This is a genomic window from Butyrivibrio sp. INlla18 (assembly GCF_900103635.1).
GTDB lineage: Bacteria > Bacillota > Clostridia > Lachnospirales > Lachnospiraceae > Butyrivibrio.
This window is the reverse complement of record NZ_FMXK01000005.1, coordinates 263665-286135: the sequence shown is the minus strand read 5'-3', so window position 1 is coordinate 286135 and position 22471 is coordinate 263665. Positions and strand designations below refer to the sequence as shown.

The following is a 22471-nucleotide window of genomic DNA, read 5'->3' as shown; positions in this document are numbered from 1 at the left end:
CAGGATTGGTGAGCTTCTGGACAAGCAGGCAGATATTTACAGGACTCTCGGAGTGGCATTGCCAACCTCGTCATGTTAATCCGAGAATCCAGGTTAAAAGTTTCTTGGTAGAAAGATTTATTTCAACCTTACTTCTTTCTTTTAAAACCCAGGTTGGTATACATGCTCATGATAAACAGAACATAGAATTATTGCAGAAGCTTCATAGCATAATTGAGACATATTTAGATAATGGTATGTTGGATTTACAGAGAATTCCAGAATCTTTAAAAGATGACTTGAATTTTCTCATTAATAATATGGCTAGATATGAGTCATACATCTATGAATTAGCGCAAGAAGATGATTCTTACGAGAAAAAAGTTTGCTGAAAGAGTAAATGACTTTAACAGTCTCATTATTTTTGGTGCTGGTAAATCAGGCATCGCTGCATATTTTTATATTGTAAGAAATAGCCTACCGAAGGTAATTGCTGTATGTGACAACAATACAGAAAAATGGGGGAATGCTTTTTATAGCACGGTAGTAGCGAATCCAAAGGAAATAATTGAAAAGGAAAAAGACGCAGGAATAGTAATAGCAAGCAAGAAATATGAAGATCAGATTTATAGACAGTTGATTGACATGGGAATATCAGAGGAACGCATCATTATATACAGATGTGGTGATAGTTCGTTTGAATGTACAGAACTTGCATTTTAGCAGAGAACGGATGAGAGGGAATACATGAACAATACTTGGGCTGTTATGTGTGGCATGATACGAGTAGAATTTGAATTTTGTTCGATGCTAGCATATTTATGTGAACTTCGTAAAAACGGAGAGATTGATGGAATTATTTTCTCCACTTGGGAAGGCGGGGCACAGGGCTATGAAAGTATGCTTGAGAAGCTTGGCGTAATTGTTTTAGAAAGTAAGCCTTTGGAACAAGAGTCAGAATATGGCGAGATGGTCTTTTTAAGACAAGGAACGCAGTTAAAGGCTGCATTGGATCTACTTTCGAATGACGCGTATATTTTAAAATGTAGAACAGATTATTCGAATTATGAAGTAAATCGTATTATGCCTACAATCAGAAAGCTAAACGATACAGATTTAAAAACTGCCGAATTTGGTGAATTCAAACCGCTTTTTGAAAATCGAGTCGTGGTGTTTGGTTATAGCGTTAATGATCTGTTTTCATCTGGAGATATTGTATTTTATGGAAAAGCTAGTGATATTAGGAATATGATCGTCCTAGAGGATACAAAACTAGCGTATGCAAGTAAAGTAGAGTCAGATGCCTGGTTTTTTGCTGGCATATTTGCTCACAAGTATCCAATAATTGGAGATTATTTTAGATATTTATATCCTGGTTTCAGAAATAAAGTGTTTGAGATGGCGGCAGATAAAGAAAACTTTGAATTGCCAGAAGTTTTGAATAAGCTTTATGCACTTTATTTTGTGATAGCATATTGTAATTTCATTTTTTACTATCTGGAAGCAGGAGAGGAATTTAGTAAAACACCCGATCCTAATGAATACGAATTAGGTTTAAAGGATATCTTTTTTGGAAACGCCAGATATGGAATAAAAAGAATAAAGGCTAATCTGGATATTAGAAATTATTCGATAATAGACCAAATTGTTAATGGGAAATTAGCTGATTCTAATGGATATAGGAAACTTTATTCTGAAATAAAGAAAATTAGGGACGTTTCAGATTACGGAATAAGTCTTCAAATGACAAATGAAGATATTCAGGATTTGAAAGAGTGGGGAGAGCAAAACTTTATAAAGTCTGATGATGGATGGGCTAAGGATATAGTTAAAGCTGAAAAAAACACTAACAATTGTGGCTATGATGAAGCATTAGATATTCTGTTTGATAGATTTGAAGTAGGTGAAAGAGAAAAAAAGATAATAAAAGATATATCTTGTTCTGCAAAAGGCTATTACAATATGGAATCAGAATATCTTGCTGAACTAAAAGAGATTAACTACAAACTATACAAGAAAGTATTATTTAGTTTGATCAGGCATGACAGCTCTAAAGCTATACAGGAATTTAAGGAGCTAATAGCTAATGGAGATATGGATGATTTAGAGAAACAAGAGGCTAATTTTATAATTAAAAAGTTTAAGCTATAACTTTAATATACAAAAGCACATTCTGTGACTGTGCTTTTTGTTTGAGATTATATCATAGCATGTCTTGCTTGCATGTGCGAGAGGATGCAAGCAAATGAGTTTCATAATCTTTCATAATTCGATATAGCTTTTATAATTCTTCATAATTTATAATTTCATGTTGCAAATATTCCCTCATAAAAGTGTGATGAGTAGTAGAATATTCGCTCATAAAAATGTAAAGCAATCTCGGAAACGGTGATAAATGCTGCGATTCACTTGATTTTTGACTAGCTACATCAAATCTTCCATACTACATCCAAGAGCCTTGCTAAGCATAAGCACAGTTATTGACTGTGCTTTTCTTATGTCTCTTTGTCTTTGTTCAAAAAGCTGTATCTGTCTAAGCGGGACTCCGGATATGGATGAAAGCTCACTTTGTGATAATCCAGCTATTTCTCTATACCTCCTGAGAGGTGTCTGAGGATAGAAAGTGTTTAAGATATCATCCAATCTATCTACAAATTGATTGATATCCATTTCGTGATAGATGGAATACATTTCGAGTATTTTTGAAAAAGGTGCAGCTTTGAGAATGTGCATAAAATGGTAGTTCCTAAGCCACTGATAGTAGGCAAGAGACCAGCCAGCCCAGTACTCCGGACTTCTATCTATGTACATTACTTCATCTGGAAATCTTTTCGAATAACCACTACCAGTAAGAACTAATTTGGCTATTTCAGGCCCTGTTTTGCCTGCAACATAAGTAGGATTACCTTTCTCAAATTCTTTTGAAATAGGTGAGACAACAAAGCGGTTGGCAAATTCATTTGGTTCAAGACCTACTTCATTTATGGCGTAATCAAACATATGTCCCAAGATATTTTGGGCAGATTCAATATAAAGTTCACTGTAGGCGTGGATCTCCATTTTGAATATTTCCTCTCATGATATCAAGAATGAAAAGCTCATCTAGATTGGCAGTTATGTTCTTTTCTGATCTGTATGCTTGTTTTGCGCGCTTGTCTCGGTCATTTTTCTGATTGTAGTATATATAAGAATCTGCGGATTCATGCTCTAAGTATTTAATATGGGAGAAAGCCTTTTCGCTGATAAGTACAATCTGTTCGCCAAGTTCTCCCAGGTGCATTGCTCTTTGCAACTTTTGAAGTGATATAGTGCCGGAAACAAAATCTTGAGCAAAGGAAAAATAAGAATCGTCAGCTCTATATCCGATGACAACATCATAACCAGAGATATCTACATAAAAATTCTCTTGCAAATATGCCTTAGCTTCAGCTGATATGCTACTATTTTGCCAATATGTACGGTGTTTAGTCAGTACAGCTAACCAGTTTAATATGTTGTATGGTTCTTGATTTAGATTGATTACTTTTAATTCATCCAAGTCTAGTTCATATTTGTTTGCAAAGCCATCAGAACCTTTTCCACATGCCCATTCTTTAGCAAGTTCAAGACTTTTGGTGCAATAAAATCCACGACCATAGTCGTTAGTCGTTGCACCAAGGCCATATTCGGGCTTCTCTATAATATGATCTGATCCGTGATAAATGATTTCTTTCATAGTATTAACACCTCTAACAATATTATATCGCTGTAGCGATATAATGCAAGAAGCAACCCTAAAAGTAACCCCAAAAGCAACCCCGTTGTATAAATTGTTTTTGAAAAACACCCAAAATGTATATACAATTGTTATAGAGGGCAAACCAATGATCAGGTCATTCGATAACTTATTTTCACATAACATAGAGTTTTATTTGTATGGTGCAGGCAAAAGAGGCAGAGAATTGCTGGCACTTATGGATAAATGCGGCTATAAAGACCTTATTAAAGGCTTTATTGTCAAAAATATAAATGAAAATGAAAAAAAAATAGAGCAGATATCAGTGTTTGAAATAAGTGAGGAGTCTTTGGACAAGAATGCACCTGTAATATTGGCATTAGCCAAGAAGGATTATATTCAGGAAGCACAAAAGGATCTTCTTGAGCAGCAGTTTTCAAACATTATTCCGCTTTCAAGTGAATATAGATATTTATATGAGTACATAAAAGCCAAGAGATACCTAGAAAGCCTTGATAAAAAAGTAAAAGTTGAGAAGATGCCCTATGACGAATATGGCTTTTGCCATCTGACAAGAGAAGGCATGAACTATCGCTTTTACTATATGGTGCTCAAAAATGAAGTGACCATAAAATATCCATTTTTTGAAAAGGATAGGCTCAATGAGAGCTTTGAACAGCTATATGGAAAAATAAGACTTCTTAAAGATGAGAAAGCATCAGGTGATGCTGATCTTTCAAAGATTAAGATATTTAGAGCACGCTGTGCATCAGATGTAGCACCTCTTTTATTAGATAAGCCAGCATTTGTAGATGATATTCAGGTTGGCGCAGCCCTGACAAGCAATCAAATCTGTGGATATAGAGACGATACGGGAGAAAATATTTCCAAGCTAAATCGTGATTTCTCCGAAGGCACAGCTCTTTACTGGATGTGGAAGAATGCCCATGACGCAGACTATGTGGGGCTTTACCACTATGCCAGATATATGGATATTGATGAAAAAGACCTGCAAAAGATAGAAGCGGGTGGAATAGATATAGTAGTTACCACTCCTATGCTTGTAGGGGCGCCTATCAAAGATTTCTTTTGCCCAAGATATATTCCAAAACAGGACTGGGAACTAATGGAAAAGGCACTTATAAGGCATTTTCCTGAATATGCCGATACACTAATAGAGTATGGCCACGCGTTTTGTTATCCAGGGGCAAACCTCATGATCATGAAAAAGAGTGTATTTGATGAATATGCAGACTTTGCCTTTACTGTTATGAAGGATGTTACGGATTTTTATGATAGTCAGGGTATTGTCAGAGAAGATCGCTATGCTGGTTACCTTATGGAGAACCTTACGGCGATATTTGTTATGCACAACAAAGATCGATACAAGACGGCGTTTACTGATCTGTTATATGTAAAAAAGATAGATTAGTTTTGGAGGAACTGTAGATTGAATATTAGCACCAAGGCGAAAAACATAATAAAAGACCTTCCAACCGCGATTCTAAGATGGTATCCATTTAAAGATAATTCTAAGATCCTGTACGTTGGTAATAAGGATGCCATTTTTAAAATGCTTTCCGATTGCTATGGAGAAAAAGTTAGCCAGGTATCATTAAAGGGGCTAAAAGGTCTAAAGAACGGCGAAAAAACTGATTATATCGTGTGCATTGGATATTTGGAAATGCTACAGGATATTCAGGAGTTCTTTTGCCGATGCAGAGAAAAGTTATCGCCAAAAGGCACGCTCCTTCTTGGTATGAACAATCGTCTTGGAATTAGATATTTCTGCGGCGATAAAGACGTCTACACTGGCCAGGTTATGGACGGAATAGATGATTATTTCAGAGCTTATAGTAAGGCTGAGGACACATTCGCTGGTAGAACCTATGACAAGTCTCAGATAACTACGAAACTTCAGAGTGCTGGATTTAAGAGCCCAAAGTTTTATTCTGTTTTTTCAGGGCTTGAAAACCCTACGTTTATATTTTCAGAGGGATTTATTCCTAATGAAGATATGTCTAACAGGCATTTTCCTATGTATAACTCAATTTCATCGCTCTTTTTGGAAGAAAGAACTTTATACAAGGGACTTTTGGATAACGGGATGTTCCATCAGATGGCCAATGCATTCCTGGTTGAATGTCCTATGAAGGGTAAGCCTTGTGAAGTTCTCCAGGTGACAAGTTCCTTAGATAGAGGAAAAGAGAATGCCATAATCACTACGATTTACGAAAGTGGAAAGGTTTGCAAGAAGGCACCTTACAAAGAGGGTGAAAAGAGACTACAGAACCTTATTAAAAATGGCAAGAAGTTGGCAGGGCGTGGAATTGGAGTTGTGGATGCCAAGATAGTAAAAGGAATATATGTTACTCCTTTTGTTGACGCGCCTACAGGACAGGTGTACTTGGAGCAGCTTCTTAGAACAGATAGAGATAAGTTTTTGAAAAAAATGGATGAATTCAGAGATATCATCATGAAATCTTCTGAAATCCATATGGGAGAATACAAGACTATAGCTCCGCCAAAAGAAACAGATAAGCAGAAACGAAGCAGACTAAAGAAGGAAAAGGAAGACTGGGGAGGTCAGAAGATACCTCTTTTAAAAGAAGGCTTTATCGATATGGTGCCTCTTAACAGTCTGTATGTTAATGGCAAGTTTGTTTTCTTTGACCAGGAATTCTGCGTAAAAGATCTGCCAGCTGACGTACTTGTGAGCCGCTTAGTATTTACTTTCTTTTGCGGTAGCGCTGATCTTAGAAAGTACATGGACCCTGATGTTTTGTACAAAAGATATAACATACCAAATCCATATACAACACAAGGTGGAAGCAAATATTTAAATATAGAGTTCGACTTTTTTAACAGAGTAATGAACCGCGGCGAACTTGATGAATACTACAAAAATGTTCGAGCAAATGGCGAGATAATTGCAGCCAATCGCCAGCGTATGAATTACTCCGTCGACGATTACCAGCGCCTGTTCGTGGATATCTTTGACCAGGCTGACACCAGGAAGCTCATCCTATTTGGTAGCGGCGTGTTTGCTAGGCGCTTCCTTGCACTATACGGTGAGGACTATGAAGTTGCTGCTGTTCTTGATAATAATGAAAAGAGATGGGGAGATAGGCTCTATCCAGAGGGCTACCAGCCATCAGATGGTAAGTTCAAGGGTGTAGAGATCAAGTCTCCTGAAGCGTTAAAGAAGTTAAAACATGGTGAATACAAGATCATCATCTGCATCAAGAACTACCTTTCAGTAATGAAGCAGCTTGATGCGATGGGAATCTATGAATATAGCATTTTTGATCCGGGTAAGGCATATCCTAGAAAGCGCCATCCTATCTGTGCTGATTCAGCAAGAAGCTACGAGAACAGTACAGTAGGTAAAAAGGGCGGCAAGAAATACCATGTTGGCTATATTGCCGGCGTTTTTGATCTTTATCACATCGGACATCTTAATATGTTCAGGCGAGCAAAAGAGATGTGCGACTACCTGATAGTGGGCGTTGTATCTGATGAAGGTGTTCGCAGATTCAAAGGAACTGAGCCATTCGTGCCATTTGATGAGCGAATCGAGATGGTGAAGTCCTGCAGATACGTTGATGAAGCTGTAGAGATACCATATATGTTCAATGGAACAGAGGATGCCTGGAAGATGCACCACTTCGACGTGCAGTTTTCTGGAACAGATTATGTCAATGATCCGGGCTTTGCTTCCTTCAAGGAATTCCTTGAAAAACATGGCGCAACACTAGAGTTCTTCCCATATACACAGTCCACAAGTTCAACCAAGCTAAAGGAACTGATCGAGAAGAAATTGTTATAAAAGAGGTGACCTATATTATGAAGATAATATGCAGATCTGCAGGCATTATCGGAAACTTAAGACCAAAACAAAATATCAAAGACATACTTGCAGCAGGCTTTGAGTATTCTATGCTTGATGCGGCAGTTCTGTGTTCGCCTCAGGAGTTCAAAAATCTTGGAATCAACAATTACAAAAGAGAGAAGGGAAAGGTTTACCTTACAGAAAATCCTGAAAAGCTCTCAGAGGAGATGAACAAGGCATTTGTGACTTCTGCAAAAGAACTGGGCCTACACCTTCCAGTGGCCATGGCGCCTACAGTTGCTGCAGAAACTATACACAGTAAAAAGACTGACATTAACAAAGTCAACGATACGCTCAAACAGTTATCAAAAGAAACACTAAGGCTTGCAATAGCAGAAAACTGCGAGTCTATCATTGTTCCGCCTATCTACCTTGGACTTTCTCCAAAGGAAGAATGGGAAGTTAACAGCTCTTTTTACCAGGAATTATCGAAAATTGCTGATGACGCAGGAAGTGATATAAGGATTCTTCTAAAGAATATGACCAAGGACATAAACGGCCATTTTGTAAGAGGAATATGCGCTGAGGCAGAAGAGGCGGTTAAGTGGATAGATGAACTTAATGCAAAAGCAGGCAAAAAAGACCGCTTCGGATTCTGCTTTGATGTGGGAAATGCCACTTTATGCGGACAGGACATTAAGGAAATAATAGTTCCAATAGGAGATAGACTGAAGGCTGTAATAGTCAGAGACCTTGACGGCGTTCATGATGCTGCGCTTCTTCCTTATACTGCATGCTTTAAGGGACAGCAGACCAACTGGCTTTCTATGATAAGAGGACTTAGGCAGATCCATTTTGACGGCGCATTTATCATGGACTTTGCTGATACTTACGGCAACATGACAGATATGATAAGACCATCGATACTGTCACTTGCTCATGAGATTGCTGAGCATTTTGCATGGCACATCGGAATGGACAAGCTTGTTAAGAAGCATGACAAAAGAGTTTTGTTTGGTGCCGGCAATATGTGCCGCGCCTATATGAAGGACTATGGCGAGGATTACAAACCTCTTTTTACCTGTGACAATAATAGTGCTAGATGGGGCGAGGAGTTCTGCGGGCTTACTATAGAGAGCCCTGAGAAGTTAAAAGAGCTGTCTCCTGACACGGCAATCTATATCTGCAATATCTATTACAAAGAGATCAGTGCCCAGTTAAAAGAGATGGGACTTAAAAATCCAATCGAATGGTTCAGCGACGAGTATTGTGACACCTTCTATATGGATAGACTTGATATGGCAGCAGATCCAAACGCTGCGAAAGGAGGTAAGTCATGAGCCTTGAAATTGGCGTTCAGAGTAAGAACGTAGTCTATGATGAGAACCCTGCAGAAGGGTTCATGAGACTCAAGAAGGCAGGTTTTACCTGCAGCGACTTTTCTTTAAATAGCTATCAGAAAAATACGGACCTCTATCAGGGAGTTAATAACAGATTCTTTGATAAATCAGTAAATGAACTTGAAGAGTTTTTTACCCCACATAAAAAGGGCGCAGAGGCAGCTGGAATCAGGATCAATCAGATGCATATGCCTTATCCTACATTTGTTCCCGGGGAAAAGACTGAGCTAAATGATTATCTGTGGAATCAGGTGGGACCAAAGAGCATGGAAGTATGCAGGTTCCTTGGTTGCAAGAACATAGTTATACATGGATTTAAACTTGCTAGATACTATGGAAGCGAAGAAGCAGAGTGGGCAAAGACTCAGGAATTCTTTGAATTTCTAGCGCCTCTTGCCAAGGAATATGGCATCACTATGTGCATGGAAAACCTCTATAACGGATATGGTGCTCACATGGAAGAGGGACCTGGCTGCAACGCTTACAAGGCTGCAGAGAGAATAGATGCTCTTAATGATAAGTATGGAGCTGAGATCATGGGCTTTTGCTATGACACAGGACATGGAAACCTTGTGGGAATCGATCCTTACAAGTTTATTACTATTCTTGGAAAGAGGCTTAAAGTCCTTCATATGCATGAAAACGATGGTATCGGAGACCTTCATCAGATGCCATTTACATTTACAAGAACTAGAGAAAACACCAGCGTTCTTGACTGGAATGGAGTATTACAAGGGCTAAAAGAAATCTCTTTTGACGGAGTACTTAGCTTTGAAACGGCGCCAATACTTGATTGCTTCCCTGAGGAATTAAAAGATGACGTACTGCACATGATCGTTAGGATTGGACAGTACTTTTCTGAAAGGATATGTTTGGATAAAAGATGAACATTCTTTTATATGACTTTCTAAATTCATATATTCAATACGATCTTGTGTATTATTTGACCAAGGCTGGGCACAAATGCAACAACGTTTCCTATGACAAGGAAGTTGATAAGTACGAAGACCCTGTTTTTACAGCTCAGATGGAAAAAGACCTTTCAGAAGGAACCTACGACCTTGTTCTTACAACGAACTTTTGGCCGGTAGTATCCAAGGTATGCAACAAACATGATATCAAGTACGTTTCATGGTTTTTTGATAGTCCGCCCAATCTTGTTTCTACTGAATGTATGGACTATCCATGCAATAAGATTTTCTTCTTTGCCCGTGGAGACTATGAGCACTACAAGGATCTAGGACTTGATAACGTATACTATCTGCCACTTGCTGTAAATGTGGACAGATTAAGTGCCATTCAGACTGATTATTGTAAGTATGAAAGCGAGATTTCTTTTGTTGGAAAGCTCTATGAGTCTATGCTTCCAAGCTTCATGGCACATATGGATGAATACCAGAAAGGCTATATTGAGGCTCTTGTTAAGGTACAGATGCAGATCTATGGTGAATATCTGGTGGATGATGTGATCACAGAAGAGTTCACAGAAAGCGTAAGGCAGAGATTTAAGAGCCTTAATGAAAATGCTATTCAGGTAAGCCAGAAGGAACTTGCATGGATGGTGGCTTCCTATATAACGCACCTTGAGAGAATGACGCTTCTTAGCATTTTGTCCAAGAGACATCAGGTGAAGCTCTACACCTATGAGCTTACTGATGATGAAAAGAGACTTCTCCCAAATGTAGACTTTTGCGGCTCGGTTACTTATTTAGAAGAGATGCCACAGGTCTTTAGAGCAAGTAAGATCAACCTGTGCCCTGTTCTTAAGGCTAACAAGACAGGAATACCCCTTAGAGCCCTTGATATCATGGGCTGCGGAGGCTTTTTACTTTCAGCTTATCAGCCTGAGCTCTATGAATACTTTGTGGATGGGCAGGAATGTGTGATGTATTCTTCTATAGAGGATGCCATTGCCAAGGCAGAGTACTATCTGCAGCATGATGACCTGAGAAAAGAAATAGCGGCAGCAGGAGTAGCCAGGATCAGAGAGAGCTTTAGATACGAAGATAGGATAAATTTGCTTTTATCCACTTAAGGGTGTATTTTAGAGGTTAGTTTTTTTTAGGAAGGAAATACAAATGAAAGTTGTAATTTTAGCTGGTGGTTTCGGAACCAGAATCAGTGAAGAGAGCCACTTAAGACCAAAGCCAATGATCGAGATTGGCGGCAAGCCAATCCTTTGGCATATCATGAAAGAGTATTCTCATTATGGATTTAATGAGTTTATCATTTGCGCAGGTTACAAGCAGGAGGTTATCAAGGAGTACTTTGCAAACTATTACCTCCACAACTGCGACGTAACATTTGACTTTGCAAATCAGAACATGACGACATTCCATTCACAGAAGGCTGAGCCTTGGAAGGTTACTGTAGTTGATACAGGATATAGCACCATGACTGGTGGACGTATCAAGAGGATCAGAGAGCACGTTGGTAACGAAGCGTTCTTCATGACTTATGGTGATGGCGTTTGCGATATCGATATGAACGAGCTCCTTAAGTTCCACCAAAAGCACGGCAAGATCGCTACAGTTACCGCTATTCTTGCTGGTCAGCGTTTCGGTGTATTTGATATTGATAAGGACGACAACTCAGTTGTTAGAGATTTCAGAGAAAAGGCAAGCATGGACGGCGCCAGGATCAACGGCGGTTACATGGTTCTTGAGCCTGGTGTATTTGATTACATCGAGGGCGACGCTACTTTCTTTGAAAAAGAGCCTATGCACAACCTAGTAAAAGACGGACAGATGGCCGCTTACAAATATGATGGTTTCTGGAAGTGCATGGATACAGCGCGTGAGAGAGATGAGCTTTCAGAACTTATTGACACAGGAAGAGCTCCTTGGATCAAGTGGTAAGAGAATATGAGAGTTTCAGATTATATAGTAGATTTTTTAGTTAAAAAAGGTGTCACAGACTGCTTTACTGTTGTAGGCGGAGGAGCCATGTATCTCAACAACTCCTTTGGTCATACAGAGGGCATGCACTGCACACACTTTCATCATGAGCAGGGAGCAGCTATTGCGGCTGAGAGCTATTCAAGATATGAGAATAAGGTAGCAGCTCTTTGCGTTACATCTGGTCCTGGCGGAACAAACGCTATAACTGGTGTACTAGGGGGCTGGCTTGATTCACTTCCAATGTTCGTGGTAAGTGGTCAGGTTCGCTATGATACAACTGTAAGGTATATGGAAGATCTTTTGACAAAAGAGTCTCCAAATGTGGTAAATCCTAGACTTCCCCGTGCCATCGGTGACCAGGAGTACGACATCACCAAGATGACAGAAAACATCTGCAAATATGCAGTGATGTTAGAAGACCCAAAGGATATCAGATACCATATGGAGAAGGCTTGGCACCTCATGAATGATGGCAGACCAGGTCCTGTGTGGATCGATGTTCCAGTAAATTTCCAGGCAGCAGAGATTGATCCAAATGAGCTCATTGGCTTTGAACCAGGAGTTTTTGATGATTCCAAGAAGACATGTTCAGTAATAAAGGCTGATGGTTCCAGATATGAAGGCGGAGAGACTACCTTTGGCCGCGCAGCCAAGGAAGTCATAGAAGAGATCAAAAAAGCTAAGCGCCCAGTTATCTATGCTGGTGGTGGCGTTCGTATCTCTGGCGGCTTTGATGCATTTAGAAAAGTAGTAGATAAGCTTGGAGTTCCAGTCTGCACATATTGGAATTCTATTGACCTTATAGAAGATGAGCACCCATTGTACTGCGGCCGTGGCGGCAATATGGGTGACAGAGCAGGTAACTTTGCAATACAGAACTCTGACCTTTGCGTAGTTATTGGATCTAGGCTTTCAATCAGACAGGTTGGTTATACCTGGAAGACATGGGCAAGAGCAGCCAAGGTCATCATGGTAGATATTGATCCTTCTGAAATGGAGAAGCCAACACTTCACCTTGATATGAAGATCTGTGCTGATGCCAAGACATTTTTGGAAGCAATGGACCGCGCGATTGATGCAGAAGACAATAAGGCATCTTCCTATATATTTGAGGGTGATGATTGGAGAAAGCAGTGTCAGACCTGGAAGACCAAGTACCCAGTAGTATCTGATGAGCAGCGTCATACCGGTTCAGAGCTTGTAAATGTATATGGCTTTATCAGGACTTTATCAGAAAATGCCAAGGATGCCAGCCTTTGCGCTGTTAGCAACGGAGCTTGCTGCGTTGCTGGCCATCAGGCATGGGATGTCAAAAAAGGCAGCAGATTTATCATAAACAACGCAGTAGCCAGCATGGGATACGGCCTTCCTGCAGCAATAGGCCTTTGTCTTGCATCTGGCAAGAAGGAAACTATCTGTCTTGAGGGCGATGGAAGTATCATGATGAATCTTCAGGAGCTTCAGACTATCATTACCAATAAGCTTCCTGTTAAGGTGTTCCTTATCAACAACGATGGTTATCACTCCATCAGACTTACTCAGAATAATCTCTTTAGCGATTATTCCAAGGTTGGTATCGGACCTGAGAGCGGAGACTTGGCATTTCCTTCATTTGAGCTTATTGCCAAGGCTTTTGGCTACCCATATGTTGCTATCAAGACCGGAGATGAGCTCGAATCCAAGGTAAAAGAAGTACTTTCAGCAGATGCACCTGTATTCTGCGAGGTATTTACTGATACAACTCAGGTTTGGGCTCCAAAAAGCTCAGCAAGAAGAGAGCCTGACGGAACTCTTACAAGTCCTCCTCTTGAAGATCTTGCTCCATTCCTTCCAAGAGAAGAACTCAAAGAAAATATGTATATAGATTAAAAAATTTGATCTGCAAAGATTTGCGGCTGGTTTGCTCCAGCCGCTTTTTTATGCGCTTTTCTGGACTTTTTTTGGATTCTGGTATTTGGGGAGTTTAGAATTTTTTTATTATTCTCATAGATTTTTTAAAGGAATTTGCAAAAAACAATTTAATTATGATGATTCGTATGATGATGTATTTGTTAAATTATTTTCTACAAAGGGAGATAGACATGAAAAAAAATTTAAATTCAAACAAACAACAAGGAACATTCATAGTAAAAGTTGAGCATTGCCAGAATAACTCGTGGCAGGGGAAGGTCACTTGGGCAGATGAAAATAAGACTCAAAGATTTCGAAGCATGCTGGAACTTATAAAGCTAATGGATGAGGCAGTCAACCAAAACCAAAACATGGATGAGATGGGGGCGGACCATTTCGTTTCATGATTGGAAATACATTTTTTCACTAACGGTTTTCTTATGAGGAGGGATTTTTATGTTGAGAAAATGGAACAGAATGTTAGCATTCATACTGGCATTCGCACTTGTTACAACTACATTTAGTAGTGACTACGCAAGCGCAAAGGTTTATGCCGTTGGAGACGCATCAGAACTTGATGAGAACATAGATGAATCAGGTGATGATGTTCAGGAACTTGAATGGGATGACATCGATAATGAGTCAGATGGAGATGACAATTATGATGAGCCATCTGACGATGATTACGATGCACCATCAGATGATGAATCAAACGATGAATCAGATGCTGCATCAGAGGGTGCCGGGGATGAGGCAAACACTGATGCAACTAATAATGGAGAGACACCATTAGATGAAACTCCATCTGAAGGAGCAGAAGACGCAGCAGATGCAGCTACAAGTGCTTCTACAGAGGAAGAGGCTGTTGCAGCAGCAAGTGCATCTTCCAGTGAAGAAGTAGTTGTAAAAGAAGAAGTTAACATGCCTGCACAGAGCTTCTATGACAGTGATGGTGGCTTGAGAGTTTCAGTAGAAGCTGAAGAGGGAGCATTCCCAGAAGAAACTTCAATGACAGTTTCTGCTATCTCTGATGATGAAGCTATGGATGCAGCTATTGAAGCTCTTGGCGAAAAAGTTAAGCAGGCTAAGGGTATTAATATTACATTCAAGGATAAAGATGGTAATGAGATCGAACCAGCTGACGCAGGAAAAGTACACGTTACTATCAAGCTCAATACAGAACTTGAAGGTGATGTTTTCAGCGTAGTTCATAAAGATGATGATGGAAGTGCAGAGAAGGTTGCTGGAGCTTCTTCTGACGGTGGATCATTTGTAGCAGATTCATTCTCAGTTTATATCATTGCTTCTGAAGATAACGAAGAAGAGTTACTTCGTATGGTTGAGACCTACATCTTCAAGGTATATAACAGCGAAACAGATAGCTGGGAAGTAGTAAATGAGCAGTCTGTTAAGAACGGTGAGACATTGAACAACCCTGGTATTCCTACACTTGGTGAGAACCAGGAGTTCTTTGGATGGTACATTGATGGAACAGAGAATCAGCCAGAATTTGGTCTTAAGAACGATATTACAAGTACAAGAGATGTAATCGTAAAGGCTAAGATCCAGTCAACATATTATGTAACCCTCATTGGTGTTGATGAAGAAGTAGTTCAGGTTCTTCATAAGACAGTAGAAAATGATGCAGAAGCAAAGATCAATATTAATGTTTCTGTTACACCTAAAAAAGATACACAGGCCTTTGTAGGATGGAAGAATAAGGCTGATGTTACTTATGATTACGGTGCAGAGGTTGATGCAAAGAATGAGAACAACCGTACACTTACAGCACAGGTTGTTGACGCATACTGGATCCATTTCCATGAAAATGATGGTGGAACAGGAGGCGGTGCATCTTATACACCACCTATATTTGTAACATCTAAGACAAACTACAAGGCTACACAGCCAAAGAATCCAACAAGATCAGGCTATGAATTTACTGGATGGTTCCTTGATTCAGAATGTGAGCAGGCATTTGATTGGTCACAGTCAATTAGTAGTGATCAGGAACTCTACGCAGGTTGGAGGAAGGGTAAGGCAAGCTTTACAGTAGTTATCTGGAAACAGTCTATTGAAGATGATAGAGATGCAACCGATGCTGCTAAGACATATGACTATGAATCAAGCTTTGTAGTTTCTAATTATAATGCTGGTGCTGAGATCACTAGCTCAATGCTTGGTAACGCACTTACAAGGACATACGAAGGCTTTACATATAGAACATATGATGTAGAGAATTCAGACGATAAAGTTGGCGAGAATGAGATTTCTCCTAAGGGTACAACAATTGTAAATGTAAGATATGACAGAAAGCTTATTACTTATAAGTTCTATACATGTAGTATCACTCAGAATGGATTTGATGCTGGAACTGTAACTAATATTACTGAATATGCGGACTGTAAAGAAATGCACGGTCTCTATGGTCAGACAATTGATAAATATGGCTATACATGGCCAAGTACAAGAGAATGGCATGAAGGAAAAACAGTAAAACATGAGAATCGTAGGTATGTTCTTTCTGGAACTGGTATGACATTCCTTGCAGAGTTTAGTTTGAAGGAAGATCAGGATTTCTATAGTAATGAGAATGAAACAGGTAGTCATTATTTTAGACACTACAAGCAGGAAGCTGATGGAATTAACTATCCTACAAATCCTACAAATACAGCAAAAGTAGAAGATAATACAACTATTACATTTTATTTCTCTAATAAGTATGATGGATTTACAGTAGATAAATACTCAACAGATGGCAGGAATTGGAGTAATATACCTGCAAGTGGAACTGTACAAATATATAATGAGGATCTCTATATCAGATATAAGAGAAACTCCTACAAGCTTACTATTGCAAGTGTATTAGAGCCAACAGACCTTGCTACAAATCAGTCAAATGATACGACTCCTCACGTTGAGAAGGATGATATTTCAGTTCTTTATGGCGCATCACTTAGTAGCCAGAAGAGTAACTCCGAGTCTTTTGCAAAGACGGTTGCAGCTCCTGTTGGATATGAAGCAAAGAAAACAGATGATGGCGGAATCCTTTGGGCAGATCCTATGGGAGCAGTTCCATTTAACTGGAATCAGGCAATGCCTGCTAACAACAATACAAGAGCATACATTGTTTGGACAAAGAATAGATTCGTATTTAACCTTGACCTTAACGTAGATAATGATAAGAACCCAGATACAACAGTTGGTTATGATACAGTCACTATCTCAAATGGCCAGAGAACAAGCTGGAAGCCATACTATGGTGCAGATGGTGCCAACAAAGACGCTATCATGAAGAACTTCACACGTGATGGCTATGTACTTGCAGGTTGGTTCAATTACGAAGATGACAATCCATATGATTATGGTAAGGTTACAAGTAATGTAAATCTCTATGCTAAGTGGAGAAGAGTAGGTGGAGTTAATATCGTTTATGATGCAACTCCAGGAACACTTGATGATGAAAATCGTGATGGTGCAACTTATGCTGCTGATTCTACAGTAGTAGTTACATCCCCAGCTAAGCCTGTTACAGGATTTACATTCGTGGGATGGCAGCTTCTTAAGAGTGATGATTCAGTAGTAGCTACTTTCTACCCAAATAGTAGCTTTGTGATTGATGATTCTTACATCAGAACTAAGACTGAAGATGGAGAAACAATCAACTATGTACTTCTTAAAGCTCTTTATGTTGAGACTGGAACAATAGATGATATTTATACCAAGGTTGTCTATGATGCCAACGGCGGTGAGGGCGGATCAGTTACTGTTACTGAGGTTAAAGGTACTGATGGAACAATGCACAAGATCCGTGTCAACGAGGCTATTACAGCTTGGTCAGCTGCAGAAGCATTAAGCAACGGCTTCAAGAGAAATGGTTGGGAACTCATTGGATGGAATATTGATAAGACTGCCGCAACTCAGGGTGAAGTTAAGATTGCTCTCGGCAAAGAATATATCATAGCTGATAATGAGAACAATGAGGGTAATCCTTCAACTAACACACTCTATGCAGTATGGAAGCAGAAGAAGGCTACATATATTGTTAAGTATTATAAGGGAAGCGTTGCTACAGCAAACGAGATTCCAAGTAATATAGCACCTGCACAGGCTAATGTAGGTGACGATGTAACACTTAGTAATGATATCGTTCAGGCTTATAAGCCAGCTAAGGGTTATGGAGATGGATCTCAGGTTGATGCTCCATACACAATGGATGTTGAGCAGTACGATGCTGATGGTAATGTAGTACCTCAGGTTATAAACGTTGTTTATCCTCCAGTTAAGGTAACTGTAACTATTAAGGGTAGTTCTGATTCTAAGGATTACACTGGCGAAGAGCAGAGCGTAACTGGATATGAAGTAGTAAGTATCAGTGATACAAGTTACACAGAAGATGACTTCGACCTTGCAGAAGGTGTTGAGGCAAAGGTTTCTGGAACAGATGCTGGCACATACAAGATGAATCTTGATAGCGACAGCTTCGTAAATACTAACACTGATTTTACAGATGTTACTTTCGTAGTAACCGATGGACAGCTTGTGATCAAAAAGATCACAACAAAAGTAACTATTAAGGGTGATGTTAAGACTAATGATTACGATGGTCAGGAACATGTTGCTAAGGGATATACTGTAACAAGTACAAATCCTAAGTTCAAAGCTTCTGACGTTGAATTCACACCTATTGGAGATCTTGTACTTGACGGAACAGAGCCAGTAGCAAAGAGAACAGATGCTGGTAAGACTTCTATGGGTCTTACAGTAGATATGTTCAAGAGCACAAATGACAACTTTGAAAATGTAACATTTGAAGTTCAAGATGGTTCACAGACTATCAAGAAGATCAGTGCAAAGGTTACTATCGTAGGTAATAACAATACAACAACATATGATGGAGAAGAACATAAGGTAACTGGATACGAAGTAACAAGTATCAGCAATTCTCTTTATACAGTGAATGATTTTGATTTCACTCCTGCAGATAACATGAATGTTGATGATGACGGTAATCCAGTAGCAGCAAGAACAGAAGTTGGTTCAACTCCTATGGGTCTTGCAAAGGAACAGTTTAGTAATAAGTCTGGCAACTTTGAAAACGTAGAATTTGATGTGACAGATGGTTATCAGGCTATTACAGCAGCTGATAAAGTAACAGTTACAATTACTGGTAATAGCGATACCTCAGATTATGATGGAGAAGAGCATTCAGTATCAGGATACGCAGTAAATATCAGCAATCCTCTTTACACAGAGAATGATTTCGATTTCGTACCAGCTGTAGGTATGGAGCTTGATAACAATGGTAAGCCAGTAGCAAAGGGAACTGATGCAGGAACATATAATATGGGCCTTGCAGTAGGACAGTTCGTAAATAATAGTGACAACTTTGAAGAAGTTGAATTCATAGTTTTGGATGGCTATCAGGAGATCACTCCTATTTCTGTAACAGTAACTATCACTGGTGAGAATGATGAGACAGATTATGACGGAGAAGAGCACTCAGTATCTGGATATTCAGTAGAGATCAGCAATTCTCTTTATACAGAAGAAGACTTCACATTCACACCTGCTAGTGACATGGAAATTGAAGAAGGTGAGCCAGTAGCAAAGGGAACTGATGCAGGAACATATAATATGGGTCTTGCAGTAGCTCAGTTTAAGAATAGTAATAACAACTTTAAAGATGTTGAATTTGAAGTACATGATGGATATCAGACAATCAATCCTATCAGCGTTACTGTAACAATTACTGGTGCTATTGAAAATGCTAAGTATGATGGAAAAGAGCATGTGGCAACTGGCTATTCATTTAGCCCATCAACAGCTCTTTATACAGAAGAAGACTTTACATACACAGCAGAAGAAGGAATGACATTAGTAGGCGGAGAGCCAGCAGCAAAGAGAACAGAAGCTGGTAAGACATTTATAGGTCTTAAGCCTGGTCAGTTTGCTAATGCAAATACTAAGAACTTTAGTAGCGTTGAATTTGATGTTACTGATGGTTATGTATACATTACTAAGGCTGATAAGGTTACTGTTACTATCACCGGACATACTGATGAGTTTGATTACAACGGTGAAAAGCGTACAGTAAGCGGCTTTGATAAGAAAGCTGATTCAGAACTCTTTGATCTTACTAAGGTTGAGTTTGATGGAACAGCATCTGTATCAGAGACTGACGCTGGAACATATCCTATGGGTCTTACAGAGGACATGTTCAGTGCAACAGATGATAACTTTGCAGAGATCGCATTTGAGATAGTAGATGGTGAGCTCAAGATCAAGAAGATCACAACAACAGTTACTATCACAGGTAATCACGATTCTACTCCATATGATGGAGAAGAGCATAGTGTCACAGGCTATACTGCAGAAGCAGATAGTTCACTGTATGATGCAAAAGAAGATGTGGCTTACACAGGAACTGATGAGCCTTCAGCTGAGAGAACAGATGCTGGTAAGACTCCAATGGGCCTTACAGCAGACGATTTCGAGAATACAAATGAGAACTTTGAGAACGTAACATTTGTAATCGTTGATGGTTATCAGGAGATCACCAAGATCAACGCAACAGTTAAGATCAAGGGTACTCAGGATTCAGTAACATTTGATAATGCTGATCATACAGTAACAGGTTATGAAGTTACATCAATCAGTACAGATCTTTATACTGAGGATGATTTCAAGTTTGTTCAGGCTGGCGACGTAAAGGTTAATGAAGACGGCGAACCAATTGCAACTAGAAAGTTTGTCGGAACAACTGATATGAAACTCACAAGTGAGAACTTTGAGAATACTTCAGGAAACTTTGATGAGGTTACATTCGAAGTAACTGATGGTTATCAGGAAATCGTACCTGTTGGCGAAGTTAAGGTAAAGATCTTTGGTAAGCAGGATACTACTGATTATGATGGAGAAGAGCATAGTGTATGGGGCTACACATACGAAACAAGTAGTGAACTCTACACTGATGAAGACTTCAAGTTCACTCCTGGCGCAGGTGTAGTGCTTGATCAGGATGGAAGACCAACAGCAACTCAGACAGATGCTGGCACAGCATATATGGGTCTTGATGAAGGAATGTTTGAGAACACAAATGAGAACTTTGACAAGGTTACATTTGAAGTAGAGGATGGCTATCAGGAAATTACTCCTATCAGTGCAACAGTTACTATCGTAGGTAACAAGAAGACTCTTGCATACAATGGTAAAGAGCAGAAGGTTGAAGGCTATAAGGTAACAAATATCAGTACTAACCTTTATACAGAAGAAGACTTCACATTCTCTGGACCAAAGAATGTAAAGAGAACAGATGTTGGCTCAACATCAATGGGACTTCTTGAAGAACATTTTGTTAATAAGAATTCTAACTTTGATAATGTTAAGTTCGAGATAACAGATGGTGAGATCACAATAAGTCCACTTGCTATTAAGGTTTCTATCATTGGTAACAAGGATAAGAAGGAGTTTAACGGAAGCGAGCAGAACATTACAGGTTATAAGGCAACATTTAATGACACTGTAGTAGCTTCTCCAGAAGGTAACAGTGCTGAGACCTATACACTTACAGCAGATGCGGTCGAGAATATCTACAAAGAAGAATATATAGTATTTGATTACAATGGCGACGGAGTGGCAGATACTAAGAACGATGCTATTGCAAAGGGAACTGTTAAGGGTGAATATCCAATGAACCTTGATAAAGAACAGTTTACAAATAGCAACGAGAACTTCGAAGTAGAGTTTGAAGTAGAGGATGGACTTCTTGAGATCATAAATCGTGAAAAGCCATACTCATTAGTACTTAAGTCAGATGATGTACACACACCATACAATGGAATGAGGCAGAGCTACACAATCCTTGCAGGAGTTGGTGTAGAAGATTCCGAGAATCCAGTACAGGCTACTATCAATGCAATTCTTAATAAGATAGCAAGCTTCTTTGGAATTACAGCTTCCGCTGAAGATGGTGATGTAACATTTACATGCGAAGGTGTAGAATATGTACTTAAGGGTGCAAAAGTAAATGCATTTGGAACAGAGGTTGGTGAATATGCATTTGAATTCATCGGCGAACCAGAGGTTATGCTAGGTGAAGAGCCAGTAACTAAGAACTTTGATATTAAGTATGAGCTTGGAAAGCTTGTGATCGATAAGGCTGAAGTTACTATCACTGTAAATAGCTTTACAAAGGCACAGAATACTGCTGATCCTCAATTTACAGGAGTTATCACAGGTCTTCAGGGAGATGATACACTTGATCTTGGATATGGTAGAGTAGGTGGAGAGGCTCCTGGAACATATGCGATCACACCAAATATGACCAAGGAAGAACTTGAAATGGAGTACACAAACTACACATTTACAATCATTCCTGGCGTATTAACAATTACTGGTGGCGGTGGTGGAGACGAACCTGGTGATCCTACACCAATACCTGACGATCCTACACCTGCAGCACCTACACCTACACCAGCACCTGCACAGGCAGTACTTGGTGCTAGAAGAGAAGAACCTGTAAATGGACAGGCAGTCCTTGGCGCAAGACGCGCTAGAACAGAAGATACAACAGATAACACATCAAGAGTATTTGCAATAGTTATTGCAGCAGCAGTAGTTGCATCTCTTGTATTCACAAAAAAGCGCAAGGAAGAGCAGGAATAATAGAAAACTAAACTAATCCTAAGCCTCCCGGGCAAGTAATTTACCCGGGAGGTTTTTCATGGAAAAATCTTTTGATATGCAATAAAAT

General features: G+C 39.4%; 14 protein-coding genes. 12 read left to right on the top strand and 2 right to left on the bottom strand.

Features of this window, described 5'->3' with window-relative positions; genetic code table 11:
* The 3 genes from BLS24_RS15325 to BLS24_RS04110 all read left to right on the top strand — a co-directional run.
* Positions 1-371: hypothetical protein (locus BLS24_RS15325; RefSeq protein WP_207647964.1), on the top strand; the 371-nt coding region annotated here is incomplete at its 5' end.
* On the top strand, positions 343-702 hold the full coding sequence (locus tag BLS24_RS04115; protein ID WP_091756377.1) for a hypothetical protein: 360 nt from the start codon (positions 343-345) through the stop codon (positions 700-702). The genes BLS24_RS15325 and BLS24_RS04115, both read left to right, overlap by 29 nt.
* A 24-nt stretch (positions 703-726) precedes the next feature.
* A complete protein-coding gene (locus BLS24_RS04110) occupies positions 727-2130 on the top strand; it encodes a hypothetical protein (RefSeq protein ID WP_091756375.1) in 1404 nt (467 codons plus the stop codon).
* 273 nt (positions 2131-2403) lie between these two features.
* Here the strand turns inward: BLS24_RS04110 and BLS24_RS04105 are convergent, their stop codons facing one another.
* Positions 2404-3039, bottom strand: a complete 636-nt coding sequence (locus BLS24_RS04105) for a helix-turn-helix domain-containing protein (protein ID WP_072700871.1) — start codon at positions 3037-3039, stop codon at positions 2404-2406.
* Positions 3017-3694, bottom strand: coding sequence for a DUF3990 domain-containing protein (locus BLS24_RS04100; protein WP_091756373.1), 678 nt, complete (start codon positions 3692-3694; stop codon positions 3017-3019). Before BLS24_RS04100 ends, BLS24_RS04105 begins: the two co-directional genes overlap by 23 nt.
* A gap of 148 nt (positions 3695-3842) precedes the next feature.
* On the opposite strand from BLS24_RS04100, the gene BLS24_RS04095 reads away from it, so the two are divergent.
* From BLS24_RS04095 to BLS24_RS04055, 9 genes are all read left to right on the top strand, one after another.
* Complete coding sequence (locus BLS24_RS04095; protein ID WP_176764322.1) at positions 3843-5126, top strand: DUF4422 domain-containing protein; 1284 nt, start codon at positions 3843-3845, stop codon at positions 5124-5126.
* 18 nt (positions 5127-5144) lie between these two features.
* The gene (locus BLS24_RS15370; protein WP_242872227.1) at positions 5145-7523 is read left to right on the top strand and encodes an FAD synthase family protein; all 2379 of its coding nucleotides are present in this window, start codon (positions 5145-5147) and stop codon (positions 7521-7523) included.
* A gap of 17 nt (positions 7524-7540) precedes the next feature.
* Complete coding sequence (locus BLS24_RS04085) at positions 7541-8866, top strand: sugar phosphate isomerase/epimerase family protein (protein ID WP_091756368.1); 1326 nt, start codon at positions 7541-7543, stop codon at positions 8864-8866.
* Positions 8863-9813, top strand: a complete 951-nt coding sequence (locus tag BLS24_RS04080) for a sugar phosphate isomerase/epimerase family protein (RefSeq protein WP_091756366.1) — start codon at positions 8863-8865, stop codon at positions 9811-9813. Before BLS24_RS04085 ends, BLS24_RS04080 begins: the two co-directional genes overlap by 4 nt.
* Complete coding sequence (locus BLS24_RS04075) at positions 9810-10961, top strand: CgeB family protein (RefSeq protein ID WP_091756364.1); 1152 nt, start codon at positions 9810-9812, stop codon at positions 10959-10961. Before BLS24_RS04080 ends, BLS24_RS04075 begins: the two co-directional genes overlap by 4 nt.
* A gap of 43 nt (positions 10962-11004) precedes the next feature.
* On the top strand, positions 11005-11784 hold the full coding sequence (gene rfbF / locus BLS24_RS04070) for a glucose-1-phosphate cytidylyltransferase (RefSeq protein WP_071176913.1): 780 nt from the start codon (positions 11005-11007) through the stop codon (positions 11782-11784).
* Positions 11785-11790: 6 nt separating this feature from the next.
* A complete protein-coding gene (locus tag BLS24_RS04065) occupies positions 11791-13695 on the top strand; it encodes a thiamine pyrophosphate-binding protein (RefSeq protein WP_091756362.1) in 1905 nt (634 codons plus the stop codon).
* A gap of 212 nt (positions 13696-13907) precedes the next feature.
* Complete coding sequence (locus tag BLS24_RS04060; protein ID WP_091756360.1) at positions 13908-14123, top strand: hypothetical protein; 216 nt, start codon at positions 13908-13910, stop codon at positions 14121-14123.
* Positions 14124-14172: 49 nt separating this feature from the next.
* Positions 14173-22383 (top strand): InlB B-repeat-containing protein, encoded by an 8211-nt coding sequence (locus BLS24_RS04055; protein ID WP_091756358.1) that lies wholly within the window; start codon positions 14173-14175, stop codon positions 22381-22383.
* The last annotated feature ends 88 nt before the right edge of the window (positions 22384-22471 follow it).